General features: G+C 30.5%; 12 protein-coding genes. 6 read left to right on the top strand and 6 right to left on the bottom strand.

Features of this window, described 5'->3' with window-relative positions; genetic code table 11:
• Positions 1-5 precede the first annotated feature (5 nt).
• From AC1DOS_RS00985 to AC1DOS_RS00970, 4 genes are read left to right on the top strand one after another with little or no spacing between them, the layout of a single operon-like run.
• Positions 6-1,229 (top strand): tyrosine-type recombinase/integrase, encoded by a 1,224-nt coding sequence (locus AC1DOS_RS00985; protein WP_477536053.1) that lies wholly within the window; start codon positions 6-8, stop codon positions 1,227-1,229.
• A gap of 4 nt (positions 1,230-1,233) precedes the next feature.
• Positions 1,234-4,176 (top strand): helix-turn-helix domain-containing protein, encoded by a 2,943-nt coding sequence (locus AC1DOS_RS00980; protein ID WP_477536052.1) that lies wholly within the window; start codon positions 1,234-1,236, stop codon positions 4,174-4,176.
• A gap of 17 nt (positions 4,177-4,193) precedes the next feature.
• Positions 4,194-5,840, top strand: coding sequence for a site-specific integrase (locus AC1DOS_RS00975; RefSeq protein WP_477536051.1), 1,647 nt, complete (start codon positions 4,194-4,196; stop codon positions 5,838-5,840).
• Positions 5,824-6,546, top strand: coding sequence for a hypothetical protein (locus AC1DOS_RS00970; protein WP_477536050.1), 723 nt, complete (start codon positions 5,824-5,826; stop codon positions 6,544-6,546). The genes AC1DOS_RS00975 and AC1DOS_RS00970 overlap by 17 nt, the downstream gene beginning before the upstream one ends.
• 107 nt (positions 6,547-6,653) lie before the next feature.
• On the opposite strand, the gene AC1DOS_RS00965 is transcribed toward AC1DOS_RS00970, so the two are convergent.
• The 3 genes from AC1DOS_RS00965 to AC1DOS_RS00955 all read right to left on the bottom strand — a co-directional run bounded on the left by AC1DOS_RS00965 (position 6,654) and on the right by AC1DOS_RS00955 (position 9,773).
• Positions 6,654-7,394 carry a PaeR7I family type II restriction endonuclease gene (locus AC1DOS_RS00965; protein WP_477536049.1) on the bottom strand — a complete coding sequence of 247 codons (741 nt, stop codon included), beginning with the start codon at positions 7,392-7,394 and terminating at the stop codon, positions 6,654-6,656.
• A gap of 14 nt (positions 7,395-7,408) precedes the next feature.
• Positions 7,409-9,094 carry an Eco57I restriction-modification methylase domain-containing protein gene (locus tag AC1DOS_RS00960; RefSeq protein WP_477536048.1) on the bottom strand — a complete coding sequence of 562 codons (1,686 nt, stop codon included), beginning with the start codon at positions 9,092-9,094 and terminating at the stop codon, positions 7,409-7,411.
• A gap of 157 nt (positions 9,095-9,251) precedes the next feature.
• Positions 9,252-9,773, bottom strand: a complete 522-nt coding sequence (locus AC1DOS_RS00955) for a hypothetical protein (RefSeq protein WP_477536047.1) — start codon at positions 9,771-9,773, stop codon at positions 9,252-9,254.
• 130 nt (positions 9,774-9,903) lie between these two features.
• On the opposite strand from AC1DOS_RS00955, the gene AC1DOS_RS00950 reads away from it, so the two are divergent.
• Entirely contained in the window at positions 9,904-10,146 is a 243-nt protein-coding gene (locus tag AC1DOS_RS00950; RefSeq protein WP_477536046.1) for a helix-turn-helix domain-containing protein, read from the top strand.
• Positions 10,147-10,230: 84 nt separating this feature from the next.
• Here AC1DOS_RS00950 and AC1DOS_RS00945 read toward each other — a convergent pair whose 3' ends face one another.
• Positions 10,231-12,375 carry a type IA DNA topoisomerase gene (locus tag AC1DOS_RS00945; RefSeq protein WP_477536045.1) on the bottom strand — a complete coding sequence of 715 codons (2,145 nt, stop codon included), beginning with the start codon at positions 12,373-12,375 and terminating at the stop codon, positions 10,231-10,233.
• A gap of 222 nt (positions 12,376-12,597) precedes the next feature.
• Here AC1DOS_RS00945 and AC1DOS_RS00940 point away from each other — a divergent pair, with 222 nt between their 5' ends.
• The gene (locus AC1DOS_RS00940; protein ID WP_477536044.1) at positions 12,598-14,502 is read left to right on the top strand and encodes an ATP-dependent DNA helicase; all 1,905 of its coding nucleotides are present in this window, start codon (positions 12,598-12,600) and stop codon (positions 14,500-14,502) included.
• 216 nt (positions 14,503-14,718) lie between these two features.
• Here the strand turns inward: AC1DOS_RS00940 and AC1DOS_RS00935 are convergent, their stop codons facing one another.
• Complete coding sequence (locus tag AC1DOS_RS00935) at positions 14,719-15,921, bottom strand: hypothetical protein (RefSeq protein WP_477536043.1); 1,203 nt, start codon at positions 15,919-15,921, stop codon at positions 14,719-14,721.
• Between the two features lie 16 nt (positions 15,922-15,937).
• The gene (locus tag AC1DOS_RS00930) at positions 15,938-16,639 is read right to left on the bottom strand and encodes a hypothetical protein (protein ID WP_477536042.1); all 702 of its coding nucleotides are present in this window, start codon (positions 16,637-16,639) and stop codon (positions 15,938-15,940) included.
• Positions 16,640-16,836: the final 197 nt, after the last annotated feature.

Here is a 16,836-nt window from a genome sequence, read left to right as displayed (position 1 = left end):
GTCACATGATCAGGAACATTGTTAACTTTGACAAAAATGAATACATAAAGTTTAGCACAATTTCTATATGGATTGATTATGTATTTCATAACAATGGTGATGTTGATAAGAAACATTTCGCTGTAATAGGTCTGAAAGAAACAGAACTTGATATACATGTTATTCATCCCATTAGCCAATTCGTTCTTGATAATTGGAAAAATAAACAGTATAACACTCAACGTAAACATGCGAATAATGTTGTTCAATATTTGAACTACTTAGTGGATAACAAAAGAAAATTAAAGATATCGTCCCTTCAAGATTTAAATATTTCCCACGGAACAGCATATTTAAATAATTTAGCCTTTAAAGGAGTGAATAAATCTACTGTAAAAGATGCAGAAAGGACCTTAACACAATTTTACTACTGGATGGCCAAAATAGATGTCATTCCCCTTATACCCGAGAATATTCTTGAAAAAAAAGTAACTCAACTAGGAACATATTTTGAATCACCATTTAATCCATTGTATCCTTCCAAGTCAATTAAAAGAATCGAACATACTTTACCAATAAGTTATATTCCTTTATTACTAGAAGTAGCTATTGCTGTAGCTAAACCTATCGCTTTAGGTCTGTACTTCCAACTCTTTGGAGGATTGCGAGTTTCTGAAGTAATTAATTTAAAACGTACACAAGTCGCTAGAAGAATGCAAGAAGGTGACTTTATATTAGAGCTCAAGAACCAAAACTTCAGAACTGATTTAAAAGAACATTCTTCTGTCAAAAAAGAACGAACTCAACGGGTCTTAGAAATAAATGATTGGGGTCACAACCTATATAAAGACCATGTAAATCTTTACAAATCTAAAAACAAAAGCAATGCTTTATTTGTTAACAGAGATGGAAATGCTTTGTCTCAAAGGAGCTATCGTCAATACTTTCAAAAAGTTAAATTAAACTTTATCGCTTTACTAGAAAATCATGGTGATAACGAACAGAAAATTTTAGCAAAACATTTGAAATATATGAAATGGTCGACACATATTGGGCGTGGAACATTTACAAATATGATTGCAGAAGATGCAGAAAATCCATATGAAATTTCCCATCTTCGAGGAGATTCAAATATTAACTCTGCTTTAACTTACATGGTTTCTACAGAACGTATTCATAAAAAGATAGAAGATAAATTTTCTAATATGCATGAAGTCTATTTGCCAAAATTAATTACTAGAAAAGAGTGATTTTTTGAATATTAATAATGTAGATAGTAAAGAAAATGAGTATTTAAAAACGGGACAAGCTTTAAGAATGCAAACAGAAACATTAGATACCAATCAAGTTAGTCTTAGACTTAACCTTAAAACACGGCATTACGTTTCTATTTTGATTAATAGAAATGTTTTTCCACGCGCCTTTAAAGATTCCGAAGGTAGATGGAGAATTCCCCATAGGGATATAGAAGAGTATGAAAGGAAATCGAATTTAGATGGTGTAATAGGAAGTAATGAAGCTGCAAAAATATTAGGTAAATCGAGAGTATCCGTTGCCGATCTAATATACACCAACCAACTTCTAGGTGCATACAAATTCGGTGGAAAATGGTTGATTCCTATTAAAGCTGTCGAAGAATATTTAGAAACCACAAATACAGACGGGTATTTAGATGCAAAACATGCTGCAGAGAGACTTGGGTATAAAAGTGCTTTTTCTATTATTCAGCTAATAAATAAATCTATCTTACCCAATGGAATTAAGATTAATAATAAGTGGCGAGTACCTCTAACAGATATTGAAGACTTAGAAAAAGAGCAATCAAATTCCTTCAATACTACTCAAGCTGCTCAAACACTAGAAATTAAATTGCCATTACTCTTAATAATGATTAGAAATAATGTTTTTCCCGGTGCTTATAAAGATAGATTTAGTAAATGGAGAATCATTCCTGAAGATATTGAAGCATTTAAGTTAAAAAGAAGTGATATGCGATTGTTGAACCCTTTAAATCTAAATACTCTACATGCAATTGAGAAGAAGGTTAAAAAAGCAAAAAATAAAAAAATTGAAATTGATAAAGAGGTTCCAAAAAAACAGAATTGCTTAGATATTACTGAAGTAAGTAAATTATTAAAGATAAATAATTCGAGAGTTCGAAAATTAATAAACAAAAGAAAGTTTCCAGGTGCATTTAAATATAAAAAGAAGTGGTTAATTCCTCAGATAGAATTTGACCTATATCAAAAGGAAATTGAACAACAAGAAATTTCTATATTAAACTCTCTGTCATTAAAAGAAACTGCTGAAAGATTAGGCTTTGCGGATAAAAGCGTAGTGAGTACAATCATCTCAAAACAGAAAAGACTTCCAAGCGCATATAAAGTAGATAATTCCTGGAGGATTCCGTTAACAGATGTTGAAAAATTCGAAAAGTTAGTAGAAGAATCAAAAAAGACAATTGATTATACAGCACAGCTAGCTTTTTCTGAATTTAGAACTTATGTGGATTCTCTAATTTGTAATGACAATTTACTTGAAACTAAAAATTTATATATGCAATATTGTTTATTACAAATAAATAATATTAATGGCACCAATCGTTATAAAAGAGATCGTGTACTTCTTTTTAAAAGGTTSTTTAAAAAGCTAATAAGTCATATTAATGAAGACATTTTTTTAATTTCTTCAGAGGAAATTACGCGTATTTTAAGTGGAAATTTTTTGTTTAGAAAAACCGAGAAAAAAATTCTAGTACAGTTTTTAAACTATGCATACATTAAAAAGAATATTGAACCCAGTCAACAATTTACTGTTAATACTAGTATGGATAAAGTTGGTGATAAAGAAATATACTCACCTAAATTATTCCATGAAATTTATAAGTATGTAAAGGACATTAAAGCTCACATCCCCCCTGCTTTAAACGACCGAGGTTATGCAAATATGTGGGTTTATACAACACTTTTATTAACAGACTTTATTAGAGGACAAGATTTAATACTAAATACACCTAATATTGATTTAGAAACTATAGGTATCACTTCTATAGATTGGTTTACTAAAAACGAATTATCTGAATATCAAGCTCAATCTATAATAAACCAATTATATATTCATTTTCGATATCAAAGAGCTAGCAAAACTGATCAATTACTCACATTTATCGTAGCACCTGATTTATTAATTCCCTTAGCATCCTCATTAATTATTTCAGAACTACACCGTAGTTTAGATAAGAGCGAAATGCTTTTAGAAACATTTTTAGAAGGAGTTTTTCAAAATATAAAAACATCTGGAAAGAAAAAACATCAAAAATTCTTTGCGAACATGAAAAGAGATTCAGAATTTATTTTTAGTTCAAGAAAATTGAATAGATCAGTAGCAACATATTTATTTTATTCCATTTCTGAAGAGGAAGGAAATGACAGTGATCTAGCTTTACATCTAACTAAAGTTTCAAGATCACATAAAAACTCCGATTCAACTAGTAATTATATACAGGCAACTAATGGAGACGGCTCCATTAATCGTGTTTCATATAATCTTTTTAAAAGAGGTCATTTTGGCTGGCTTTATAATTACTTAATATTATATGTTACGCAGTTTGAAGGAACTAAAGATACTTTAGAAGAGCGAAGTAGTCTAATTGAACAAATAAGACTAGATATTTCTCCAATCAGTTTAGAAAATATCGCTAAATTCGTAAATACCAGTTTGAACCCATTTCCAATAAATAGAAGAGCTGATAGTATGGATATTTTTATACAGAATATTCACAAGAAAAGACAAACGGTTATTTCAAAACTAAAAGATTATTCAAAAGAAGAAATTCAGGAAATTCTTGCAAATTTAGCAAACGGGGATCTTCCATCAAAAAATGAACATGCGCAATGCTTAGTTTTTCCTAATTGTAAAAATCCCAAGTTGACCAACTGCTTTTCCTGCGAATATGTTATTCCTGGAAATCTCGTTTTAATTCAACTTAATAAAGAATTAAAACGACTTTTTGAGGTGATTGAAAATGCTTCCAATGACATTATCATTCAAAGAGATACAAAGTTTTTGATGCATGCATTGTTCATTTGGAAAGAAGCCCGTATTAAATTTGGGAATGACAAAGTTCAAGCATATATATCACCTGAAAATATATGGGGGAACCTTGAAAAAATTGCACATAAACTTACTATTGAATAGTTGTTAAGGGGGTGTTCATGATTGAGATTAAAGTGACAATTGATTTTCTTAATGAAAAMGAAGTCATAAAAAGAAAACAGAATGTTAAGTTTGAAACATTTGATTTAAATGAATTTAAGAGAATGTTTAAGCAACTTGCAGAAAATAATCATATTTTAGATAATTTTGATCAAATTCACTGGAGATTGCCATGTAATATTTCGGATTACCCAATCACTATCTCGTTTGATATTGAAATATATTATAAATTCAATTTAGCACTCAAGGCTTATACAGTTGTCCGATTACTATCTGGAAGAACTGCAATCACTGTCTATAACGAAGTTACATTGATAAAAAAAGCAATTCTAGAAAGTAACGGATTTACAAACACAAGAAAACTTGAATCTTTTTTAGATATTCAAAATCAAACATATACATATCAAGGATATCAAATGGCAATTGATATCAAGCGATTCCTAACATTTTATAAGTTAGATAATAATGATGAAATTATTAATATCTGTAATAGTCATCAGTTACTAAAAAGAACTGCAAGAGATTTGCCTACCTTTGAGGATATTATGATTTTCGATGATATTGTTAATGATTATTTTCAGAACCATTCAACTATGGAAACAATCGAATTCTATCCAATTATGTTGTGGTGGTTACTGACCAATATTTTACCCATGCGCCCTACCGAATTCCTATCCCTAGAGAAAGAATGTTTAATGTTTGATGAAAATCATCCAACTCCCTATAGAATTAAAGTGCCTAGAATTAAAAATAAATCTAATTCTCCGGGATTTTCAGTTAAATATGAAACTGTTGAAATTGATGAAAAAGCCTATAGAGTAATTCATAGTGCCATACAAAAATTAGATTTTACAAATTCAAAGTCTCAATATTTATTTTCAGTGGAGTTACTTTTAACATTCCGAAAAGTTAAGCACAATAAGAAAAATAATAGAATAAATAGAAGAGATTTCGACTTATTAAAGAAGAAGTTTTATGAAAAAGTTGTAGAAGGAATATACGGCAAATATGACCTTGAAAGAATTAAATCTGGCGATACAAGGCACTTTGCCATCATTAATATGGCTTTGCAAGGATTCAATATGCTTTCTATTGCTAGAATGGCCGGCCATGAGACAATAAGAAGTCAACAAAGTTATTATTCACATGCTGAACATTTTGCTCAATCTTACGTATATAGACTTGCTCAAAAAGAAATCGAACATAAAATTAACAATGAAATGAATAGTGGGATTATTGGATGGAAGCGATATATTTATGATAAGGGTAAATCGGCTAAAATTACAGATACAGAAAATTTTGTAGGTAGAGTTCAATATGGATATTGCACTGAAAAGAAAGAAAATTTCCCCGAAACTTGTATAGAATACTGCGAATATTGTCCTAAATATGCTTTTAGTCCATCCGTTAACGAGCAAAAAAATGCTTTCAATTGGCTTTCAAATAATTCAAATACACTTGAAAGAAAAATCCAAGAATCAATAGAGCTAATGAAAGACCTATCAGAGAGTCTCTCTAAATCATTTATTCAAGGAAATGATGATTTACTAAAATCGACCTCTAGAAATTTACTAAGCTATATGTATATGAAAGCAATGATTGATTCGAAAATGTTGGGAGTGGATTCTTTTGGAAAAAAAGAATGAATTACAAAATCGCGGAAGACCCAAAGAGAAGACAGATGAAGAATTAATGCAGCTAGCATTAGACATTAAATATAAGAATCATGGAAAGAGTTTAACTCCTTCTTTTTTAGAAAAAGAAACAAAAGTTGGTAGAAACACTTGGAGTCGTCGAATGAAGCAATATATTGACGAACTAAATAAACCAGCTCTTACTAATTTCCCAATTGATAATAAAAATGAAATCATGATTCCTAGCATTGACTTAATCTTTAAAAAATACAGCAACGATAAAACAGCTTTAAAAAACGAATTATTAGAAATTGAAATACTGTTTTATGAAATATACAAAGAGCTAAAAGAATATAAATTAAGAGGAGACCTTTACGAGAAGAATATGCTTGAAATTCAATCACTAAAAAGTGAGGTATCGATACAGAAAAAGCGTGCTGAACATTATGAGCAGTTATATAATACCATTACTTTATCAAGTGTATATCCACATTTACAAGATAAATTAGGATCACCAACACAAAAATTGAACTTAAAACAAAAGTTAATTAGTATGGAAAGTTATATAGAAAAAAATACGAACTTAGAAAATTTATCGTCTTACTTTCCTGATGTTACTGACGAACAATTACAAAAAAAAGAAAAGAAAGAACAAGAGATAGAAAAAAAAAAGCAGTTCAAAAACATGCAAAAACTGTTAAATAAATTTGATGTATAGTAGAAAATTTCATTTAAAAATTAGTAAAAAAAGAAGAGTTTCTTTTACTCTTCTTCTTAATTTTGTATTATTTAACCACCATATAAAAATACTATACTTTTATAAATTTATCGTGCAACATGATAGCGAGAAATAACCTCTCCCAATAATTTAGCAATAAATTGATAGAAACCCAACTCTGGATTAGGTTCTTGATATCCTTTAACTGTAGTATTATTAGCTAATATAAATGTACCTGATGTATAAAGTTCACTCTCTACCAAACGATTCACCAACACTTCAGTTCTAGTTTCATAGTTCTCAGGAATTAAATTTCCTTGCGGATCCTTCCGAACAAATACTTCATCTGCACCAAACAATGGGATTCCGATTTTTGAACCCTTTTTATTCTTTTCATGCTCACCTAGTAGAAATATATAGCCAATAAATGGGCGTTCAAAATTTTCACCTTTACTACTAAGTCTTAATCGCGTATTTGCTTTCTGCAAATCAAATGCACTGCCGATGGCTTCTTCTGAACGATTGTTTAAATTATTACCCACAGACCCGTACATTGATTTCATTTCAATTGCTGCAAGCAGAAGATTTTTACCATTTGAAAGTGGTTTATATACAACGATATCCCAATTCTTAGATGCTCTAAAATAACCTGGAAGAGTAGCCTTCGTCCCATTTACAATATGGTTGTCATCAACTCCATTTTGAATTAATAAGGTTTTTATTGCATTCTCAAAAGCAAACATTGTCCTACCGTTAAGCACTCCAGTTTCTCTAACTTCCCAATATTGTTCTACACATATGTTAATAATTTCTTGAATCTCACTTTCGGATGGTATATTTATTTGCATCTCTTTTCATACCCCTATTCTTTATTTACTTGCATTGTGAAATTCTTCAAAATTTCCATTTCTTCCGACTCTAAGCTGTAGGCTTGTTGTAATAGTAAGTGTAATTTACTTACATCACCCAATTTGTCTGCCTCTAATATTTTTTTCTCTAACTGAGGTGATATATTGCAGGGCAAACATACGTTTACAACACTTTGTTTTTGAAATCTTATATAGTCGCCTCTCATTTTGGTCGAATGTGCACGAACAAATGACAAACCTATTGGGCTTTCCATTATTATTTTCAAAAAATTGATATCATAATTATTTGATATCAAATAATAAAGACTATGTTCTGGATAATAATTTCCTTTTTCAATTATTATCCTTGAACCTTGAGTAATATCTGGAAAGAGAAGTTTTGGGAGAGACAATTCATTTAATCTAATTTTTTCTTGGGTGAAGTACCATTTATGTGGTTTTTTTTTAACAAAAGCTCGATTTTCCAATTTCTCTTTGTAGCTAAGCAAATACTTTTGGATGTTTGGAAATTCATTGATATCTACTGGCTTATTATTAATATCATACGTATTAATTAGGTGAAGACCATCCCAATCAACTAATCCTTTGCGTATATGATTCTTTGTTATTATGGGAACCAAAAGTTCTATTTCTAGGGAATTTGTCAATATGGTTTCTTTAGAAACTAAAAAGACGGCATTTAATCCACTAGCAACTCCAACTTTACATTTAACAGCTTCTGGAAGTTGTTTTATTGATGGATGAAATTCTTGGATTTTTTTTAGTATTTTATTTACTTCGAAATCCATAATCCAAGGTTGATCATTCTCAAACCACTTTTCGAGGACTTCAGCGACTATTTTTATAGGAGCACACCTATATAAAACATAATCTACCATTTCTTGGACTTCTTCTTCTTGAATACTTTCCGAATTCAGATATAATGATTCACCACCTAATTTCCGGTCTATACCAAAAATACACGGATATGAAGAGACCTCATCCATGTAAGGCATTGTATTGTGAATATCTATGTAATATTTAACTCTAAATGAATCACTTATTAAATTTCTTATAATTTTCCCATAGTTGTTCTTAGTAAATCTATCAGTACATATAAAAGACAGAGTTCCAGATTTAGATAGCATTTTTAAACTATGTTCAATAAATGCCACATAAATATCAGCTCTATCAAACAGAGTTTTAAAATTCGATTTATATATTTTTAAAGTTTCAGGTAATATATTTTCAATCCTAATATAAGGAGGATTGCCTATTATAAAGTCGAATCGCTCTTTCATTCCAACATTCCACATAAGAAAATCTTCGTTAATTATCCACTTATCAACTAATTTTCTAGAGTTTATTTCAGAAAAACCTATTTTAACAAGATAATCATGTACTTCTTTTTTCAGGTCATCATATGTTGCAGGATTTAATTCGATAACTCTTAAAGAATTTTTTAAAATGTTAATTATAATTTCATTATTTTCGCCTAAAATGTCTGAACTATAATCAATTTCCACAGATTTGACAAGACGTTCGATGGCTAAAAATAAGAATCCTCCATCTCCTGCTGAAGGTTCTAATAATTTTTTCTCATATAACTTTGTGCTAGATTTATACCCAATCATATCGAGCATTGCTTCTACAATTATTGGCTTAGTATAATACTGACCTAGTTTTTTTTGCTTATTCATAATACTCAAATCTCTTTTCACGATAACTATTTTTTATTAAACGAATTTTTAATGAGGTTAAACAACTTTAATGAATTTGTTTATTAAAATATCAAAACTAAGTATAGTAGAATTCTTAAAACTTTCCAATGAAATAAGAACATAGTTAAATAATTGATTATTTATTATCTTTAATATATTTTTCAATTATCCGATTGCCCGCAATTAAATATTTTTTAAAATCGTTATGATCAATTAATTCAACAATTAATTCAATTTTCCCCAGAGCCTTATAAGTTTCAGCCATATCAATATCTTTTTCTTTTTCATAAATCTTATCTATTAAAATAAAATAATCACTCGCAGTATTCTGGAAGATCCTATTAACAGTTTTGTTTTTCAAGAGATACTGATCACATTCATTATCCTTTGATTGAAGTTTTAAATTAGTTTCCAGAACTTTTTTTAAATAAAAATATAATGAATCTAAATCTTTGCATCTTTTTAAAGAGGTTATTGTATACGCACTGTACTCTGATTTATCGAAGGAGTAAAGGGAATTGAAATAAATATATAAATCTTCAATCTCCTTAATTAATTTTACAGTTATTACTTCTTTGATACTCTCACTATTTGTAAAGTATTCTTTTAATTGATTAGGTAGTTTTGAAGCCTTGACCAAGGTGTTTAGCTCATTCATCTTTTCTCCCCCTAATTGATTGTTTAAATACTGATATTTTATCATACTCCCACATCTCTTGCAGACTATAGTCCGTGGACTGAATAGCACATTTCTTTGAATATGAAGAAAAAGATTGTGGTGAGATTTAATGAAAGTTGAACAAGCCATTGGAATAGTATTAAAAGAATTTAGAGTAGAAAAATCTTTATCACAAGAAGAACTTGCCCACATTTGTGAGTTAGATAGGACCTATATAAGCCTCATGGAACGAGGAAAAAGGAAGCCAACTATAAATACTATTTTCTCGTTATGTATTGGTTTAGGTATATTACCCAGTACAGTTATAATGGCTACTGAAAAAATGATGAATTTTAAAACTTTTCCAAACTAATTATTGAATATTACTCTCATAAAAATTATTTTATTTACAAAAAAAATCTACAATTCTTAGAACGAATTGTAGAAATCCCTATTACTATTTCTTGTTGTTAGCAAATTCAAATCCAATATTCTCCCCCTCAAGCCTCAGTGCAGCATTGAAGACTTTTCCGGATTTAGATTTCATTCCTTTTATAACACTGGTTTTCCCTTTTGAACATAAATCATTTATATGAGTCTCTGTAATTTTTTTACCAAGGATTCTAATGGGGAACGTTTGTTTACAGCCATTTATATACTCTGAACAAGAGTAGAATGTTTTTTTATTATGAATGTTTCCTTTTTTACAGGTAGGGCATTTAGCAATTTGATCATTCTTTAGAATGCTCGTGATGCTTTTCTCAAGTACTTCTAATTGTAATTGATTAGGAACTTCCATGATTAATTTATTAATGAATTTTGCAATATTCGACAAAAAGTGTTCTTGTGAACCGTTGCCATTTCCGATTTTCTTCAAGTATGTTTCCCATTTAGCTGTCATGGAAGGACTGGAAAGAAGATTTCCCTCGATTGATTGACAGAGAATTTCTCCTTTTTTAGTCATGTTTACAATATTTTTCTTCACTTCAATATAACCATGTCTTTTGATAGTTTCGATGATTCCACTTCGAGTGGCTTCCGTACCGAGGCCTTCAATTTCMTTTAAAATCTTCATTTCTTCTACAGTTTCAGCTTCTTTACCGCACGTCTTCATCATCCCAATCAATTGGCCTTCTGTATAAGGTCTAGGGGGTGTTGTCATACCTTCTTTCCACTTTACGACTCCATTTACCTTTTCCCCATTTACGAGTACTGGAAGTGCTTGAGACGCTTCTTTTCCCTTATTACTTTTTTCATCTAAAAAGAGTTCTTTCCATCCTTTGCTTATTTCCGTATTTCCCGTTGTTTCAAACTCTAGTTCTTTTATATCTGTTATAACTTTTGTTTCTTCAAATACGTAATCTGAATGAAACATGGCTAGTGTCGTTTTGAGAATTTCAAGGTAAAGATTGTGTTCTTCTTTTGACATTTCTTGAAGCGTTCTGTCTGATGGAATATTTTTTGTTGGAACGATGGCATAATGCTCTTTTACCTTTTGTCCATCCACAAATCGTTTATTAGGCTCTTTTGTGGAAATCTGAAATGAGACACCTGCAACCATCTGGTAGGCTTCAACATTACCTGCAAGGTAAGCGAATTCATTAGCAGTGATAAATTGCGTATCCGTTCGTGGGTACGTAACTAATTTCTTCTCGTAAAGCCCTTGTACGAGCCTTAAAACTTGAGCAGGGCTGTACCTCCATTTTTCATTCGCAACCGCTTGGAGCGTTGACAAGRCATGTAATTTTGGTGATTTTTTGCATTTTTCTTTTTTAAAAATTGATTTTATACATCCATTATTTTGATCAGATATATTATGCTTTTTCAAAAGGTCTAGCACATCTACTTTTTTATCACTTTTGATTTTGGATTTCCCTTTATATGTTCCATTGGCTGCAGTAAAGTTTCCTTCAATTTCATAAAAAGGTTTTGGAACAAAATTCTCGATTTCTTTCTGTCTTTGATAGATTAAATATACGGTTGGTGATTGAACACGCCCAATAGATAGACTTTCTTTAAAACCTTTATTTTGTAATAAGAGCGTGTATAAACGACTTCCATTCATTCCAACAATCCAATCGCTTATTTGTCGAGCTTTAGCTTCTTCATAGAGCAATAAGTCTTTCTGATTATCATGAAGGTTATCAAACCCTTTACGAACTTCGGCAACTTCCAAAGAATTAATCCAAAGTCGTTTGATTGTTTTACTCTCCGCACCGGTCATGTGGTAAATTGAATAAAAAATATTAGATCCTTCCCTATCCAAATCGCAGCCGTTAACGATAGTTGAAATTGAAGGGTTATTGAATAAGTCTTTTATATAGTCGAAATGCGACTGCATACCTTTTACCACCTTGTATTGAAATTTGTCTGGCAAGATCGGCAACGACTCTAAATTCCACAAACCCCATTCTTTTCTGTATTCTTTAGGTTCTTTTAATTCAACTAAATGACCAATCCCCCATGTGATAATTGCACCAGAAGGAAAGGTACTGCAGGGATTAAGTTCGATGTGAGTTTTGTGCTTACTTTTTACAGTGAAAGCTTCGCTGTATGCTTTTGCCTGAGAAGGTTTTTCAGCAAGAATTGCTATTTTGCTCATTTTTCCCCTCCTTACGATTTTTTTACACCCTTTAAATAGATTTACGAGGTATGCATTGAAGCAATGCATGCAACCAACAGAAAACAATGGTTTTATTGAAAACAGGATTATAAAATCCATCAAAATAAGGGAATCTATTTTACGCCAATATTTATGTTACAATAATTAACAATTAGAACAAACATTCTTTTTTCGATGGTTGAAGCCAATAGGGGGAAACTAATGAACATTGTAAATGCAACTTTCCATATACTCGATAAAATGGAAAGTATAGAGCGATTGACAATCAGAGAAGATCAAAACAACCTCATGCTAGATATTGCGGAGTTGATAGATAAAGGTGGAGTTATGATTGCTGAAGCAGGTGTTGGTATAGGTAAATCTTTTGCAWATCTGATACCAGGATTAATCTCTTCTAAATACATAAACAAAACTCCTTTAATAATCTCGTCCTCATCTATTCAGTTAACTGAACAGTTAATTAAAGATGTCAAAGGTGTTTCCGAAATATGCGATGATTCATTTTCAATTGTTGTGGGAAAAGGTCAACGGAATTATCCATGTTATAAACGATTTATCAAAATATATCCTCAATCCAAAGCATCTATAAATGAAATGCATACCGGATGGAGGACAGTTAACAGTGGTGAACAAGGACGATACTGCGTCGAAAAATGTATATTTAACAGATGTTCTTTTAAGAATGAATGCGAATTTTTTCAAATGCGAGGCGAATTAACCAAGTATAACTCCAAAAATTGCATTGTAGTTAATCATAATCTACTTGTGGAACATTTAAAGCGAAAAAGAGATTTTCCTTATAAGAAACAACTTATTCGAGATGGTCATACTATTATTATAGATGAAGCACACAAATTTGAAGAAGTCGTCCGAGATGCGTTAAGTCAATCTTTAGAACATAAACATATTGAACTCTATAAAAAATATATTACACAATTGAACATTGACAAAGTAAGTTATTTAGAAGCTTATATAAAATTAAAAAATTTATTCAAAGATATTCATAATTATCTATCAGATAGGTTGGCTGAGGACACAGAGGAAATTACAAACCGACGTATAGACATTGAAGAATTCTTTTCAAAACAAAAACAAGTAATTACGGAAGTGTATCAATCTTTGAAAGAAATACAGGAAGAATTGATGTATATAGATTACCTTGAATTTCAAGAAAGTATCTATGAATCTTTGGAAGAATTGTTGTTTACACTGATAGAACTATTTAGAGGAATCTCAAATAATAGTGTGGTTAAATGGTGCTCATACACGAATATGTTTTCTCAAACAAATCTCCAAATAAACACTGCTCCAAAAGATATCAATTTTGAAATTAAAGATTTACTTTTAGATGAGGTTTTATATAGAAGCCGCGAATCAAAAACTCTAGTATTTTTATCTGCCACACTAGGAAATGGTGACAAAACTAATTTTGAAAAGTATTACAGCTACCCTAAAAAATCACTTGGGTTGCCATCAGATACCTTTTATGCTGAACCTAGAGATTCACCATTTAATTATCATGAACAAACGGTATTATATAATCCCAAAGAGAAAATTGATGTTAGCCTTGAGGGCTCTTCAATAAAAATAGCTAAAGAGATTATACGTTTAGCAAACTTAACACAAGGTAGGACCATAGTATTATTTACTGCTAAAAAGCATTTAAATGATGTGTTTCAAGTAATAGTGAACTTAGGCTCTAATTATTCGTGGAAATTATTAAAACAGTCTAATGATACACTGCAAACTATCAATCATTTAAAAGAAACTAATGGAGTACTGTTAGCAACAGGCGTGTTTTGGGAAGGTATAGATATTCCAGGGAGTGATTTGTCATCACTTATCGTTGTTCGATTGCCTTATCCTGTACCAGATCCTATATTTGAATATAAAAATTCAAAAATTAAGGGTGTATATGATTCAGAAATGATTTTAAAACTTAAACAAGGTGCTGGCCGATTGATTAGAACAGAAAATGATATTGGAATTTTAACAATATTAGATTATAGATATTTCAAAAAAAAGAACTTATTAGTCCAATTACCTTACACGAATTTCACAGATGATTACGAAGTTGTAAAAAGGTTTTGGGAAAGCAAACAATAAGCGATTGTTAATATTACTTGAGATTCTCCTATAGTAAATTCTGTTAATAGGATTGTAGGGGAATCTTACCGTTAAACGATTAAAATGAGACTTGATCAATACACTCAAACGGTGAAGTTCCTCATCTATCCTACGAATTCATTTTTTTGATATAAGAGCTTCAATTGTATTTCTTTTTATTTCATCCGAAATCCTAATTAGTTTCAAGTTTTTAGTTTAATTAAAGACGATTGCTTCCTGACTTTCTAAAGAATAAAGTTTCTTATGACATTCCTGGCAACACTTTCCTCGAAAAAACGGGGGTTCATTAATGCTATATTCAAAGTGTTTTTCATATGCATGTTTACTCTTAATGTCGAGAATAATCGTGTTCAGAGTCGAAGAATCTGAAGAATGGCATAAATCACAGTATTCTCCTTTGGTATTCTCATCACAGTAATAGCAATACTCATATCCTTCATAATCTGTTAAGAAAGTGCTTTTTTGGCACCTATCACATTTTTCAAGCTCAATTTCTCCACATCTAATACATAACATTTTGTCAGTTGATTCTTCGTAAAATAAGTACTCGTAGTAATTACATTCATGGCACTCATGCATCTTTATATTTTTAGTATAAAAACAGCTAATAATTTTATTGGAACTCATATCTTTTAAAAAGTTACTTTTTATTGCATTTAATGATTTAATTATTTCCATAGATTTTGGGGAAGTCTTTTCTAATAGGACTTCAATGTAAGTACAAAGCATATCATCAATAGTCTTGGATTCAATTTGTAAGTCCTCAAGTAATTGAAGTATATTATCATAATTGTTATTACAATGTTTACAAATAAATCCAACCTCTTGTTGTACTATGGTGTTCAATGAACAGAACGGGCAGGGCATATTGTAATCTCCTAATTTAAACCCCCCAATATTATGATGATACTGTTGTCTAACTGCATCATCATTAACTACCATTTTCCAATTCTTTAACGTATTTGCTAAAGTTTTATCGAAAAAAAGCTTTACCATTCTATCGAGTGAATAAAGTGTACTTGAAAAAATTCGAGTTGGTTCTTCCTCGAAATGAACCTCTCTGTGCAAAATATTATTTCTTATAATTCTAATTGACTCTAAATTTTTCACATCAGCTTCTTTTATACTTCTACCTTTTTTTTCATGAACCAATTTTAAACGATCAATAATTTTGGCTGATGAAATAGTTTTTTTATTGTCTCCATCTAGTGAATCTAGCACAAATAAAGGGTGTTCAGATTCAAGAATACTTTTTAAGATTAATTCCACGCCAATTCCTAAAAACATAATTGCATACTTGTACTCGTCAGTATTTTCTTTTGCTTGTATGTATGATTCTAAGCTCCTCTCGATAAAATCAATTCCATTTTCATAAAGATTCATTCTTGGACTTTCCATATATACACCTCACTAATTAATCTAATCTATTTACATATATTTCAGCTTGTTTAGATATTGCCTTAGAGATTTTAATTGAAAGCTTTTCCCTTCTTTTCGCACTTTTTACTACTACATTTTCAACCATCATTTCATCTACTATCTGAGAAAAATACTCATTTCCATCTTTAATAATTAAGAGGTCTCCTTGTTCAATGCGACTACATTCTAGATTAAAACACACAATGTTATTTTCCTTATTTCTGTTATAGAATTGAACAATTTGCCCAAGATAACTAAAAGTACTTGGTATAGCTTTGAAAAGACCAGGTGTATGCAATGATTTATTTATATCCTCAAATGTAATTAATCCTTCTTGATATAATCGAACTGCTTTATATAGCTCCCAAGTTGTAACCAGGGTATGTGAGTCTGCATCTTCAATTTGTTCTGGGGTGTAACCAGGAAACCCTCTATCTAAAGGGGCTAACATTCTCTGATGATTAACTATTAAAATACCATGAACATCCGTTCTTTTTTCCGATTTTATATTTCTAAGAATATACTTAACAATTGCTTGACAATCATCTTCTGTTGGGCGACCTTTATGTCCTTTTATTTCGATTAAAGTGAGCCTGTCATCATCTAATATTCTTAAATCTTCTTGTCTATTTCCATCTACAACTAAGTCTGAATCTATAACCTTGTTGTATCCTATATATTCAAAAACTTTTTTCAAATTCTCAACAAGAAATTCGCCAAAACCCTGTGATGTAATTGTATTGGTAAGAAATTGATGTTCCTCTCTTACCTTTGAGATGTTCTATTCTAACTCTTTAATTTTTTCCGAATACTTTTTAACAATTTCTTCTCTTTGCGCAATTAATTTTTTTTCATCTGGAAAAACATATTTTTCGTTATTTACCCAACTATTTT

The sequence above is a fragment of the Paenisporosarcina sp. P5_A11 genome, from assembly GCF_056400705.1.
Note: the sequence above shows the minus strand (reverse complement) of the source record. Positions and strands in the feature narration are given on the sequence as shown.

Bases quoted from the DNA above. Each gene is read 5' to 3' on its own strand.
- AC1DOS_RS00935 (WP_477536043.1), bottom strand. From the start codon at position 15,921: ATGGAAAGTCCAAGAATGAATCTTTATGAAAATGGAATTGATTTTATC.
- AC1DOS_RS00985 (WP_477536053.1), top strand. From the start codon at position 6: ATGATCAGGAACATTGTTAACTTTGACAAAAATGAATACATAAAGTTT.
- AC1DOS_RS00950 (WP_477536046.1), top strand. From the start codon at position 9,904: ATGAAAGTTGAACAAGCCATTGGAATAGTATTAAAAGAATTTAGAGTA.
- AC1DOS_RS00955 (WP_477536047.1), bottom strand. From the start codon at position 9,773: ATGAATGAGCTAAACACCTTGGTCAAGGCTTCAAAACTACCTAATCAA.
- AC1DOS_RS00960 (WP_477536048.1), bottom strand. From the start codon at position 9,094: ATGAATAAGCAAAAAAAACTAGGTCAGTATTATACTAAGCCAATAATT.
- AC1DOS_RS00965 (WP_477536049.1), bottom strand. From the start codon at position 7,394: ATGCAAATAAATATACCATCCGAAAGTGAGATTCAAGAAATTATTAAC.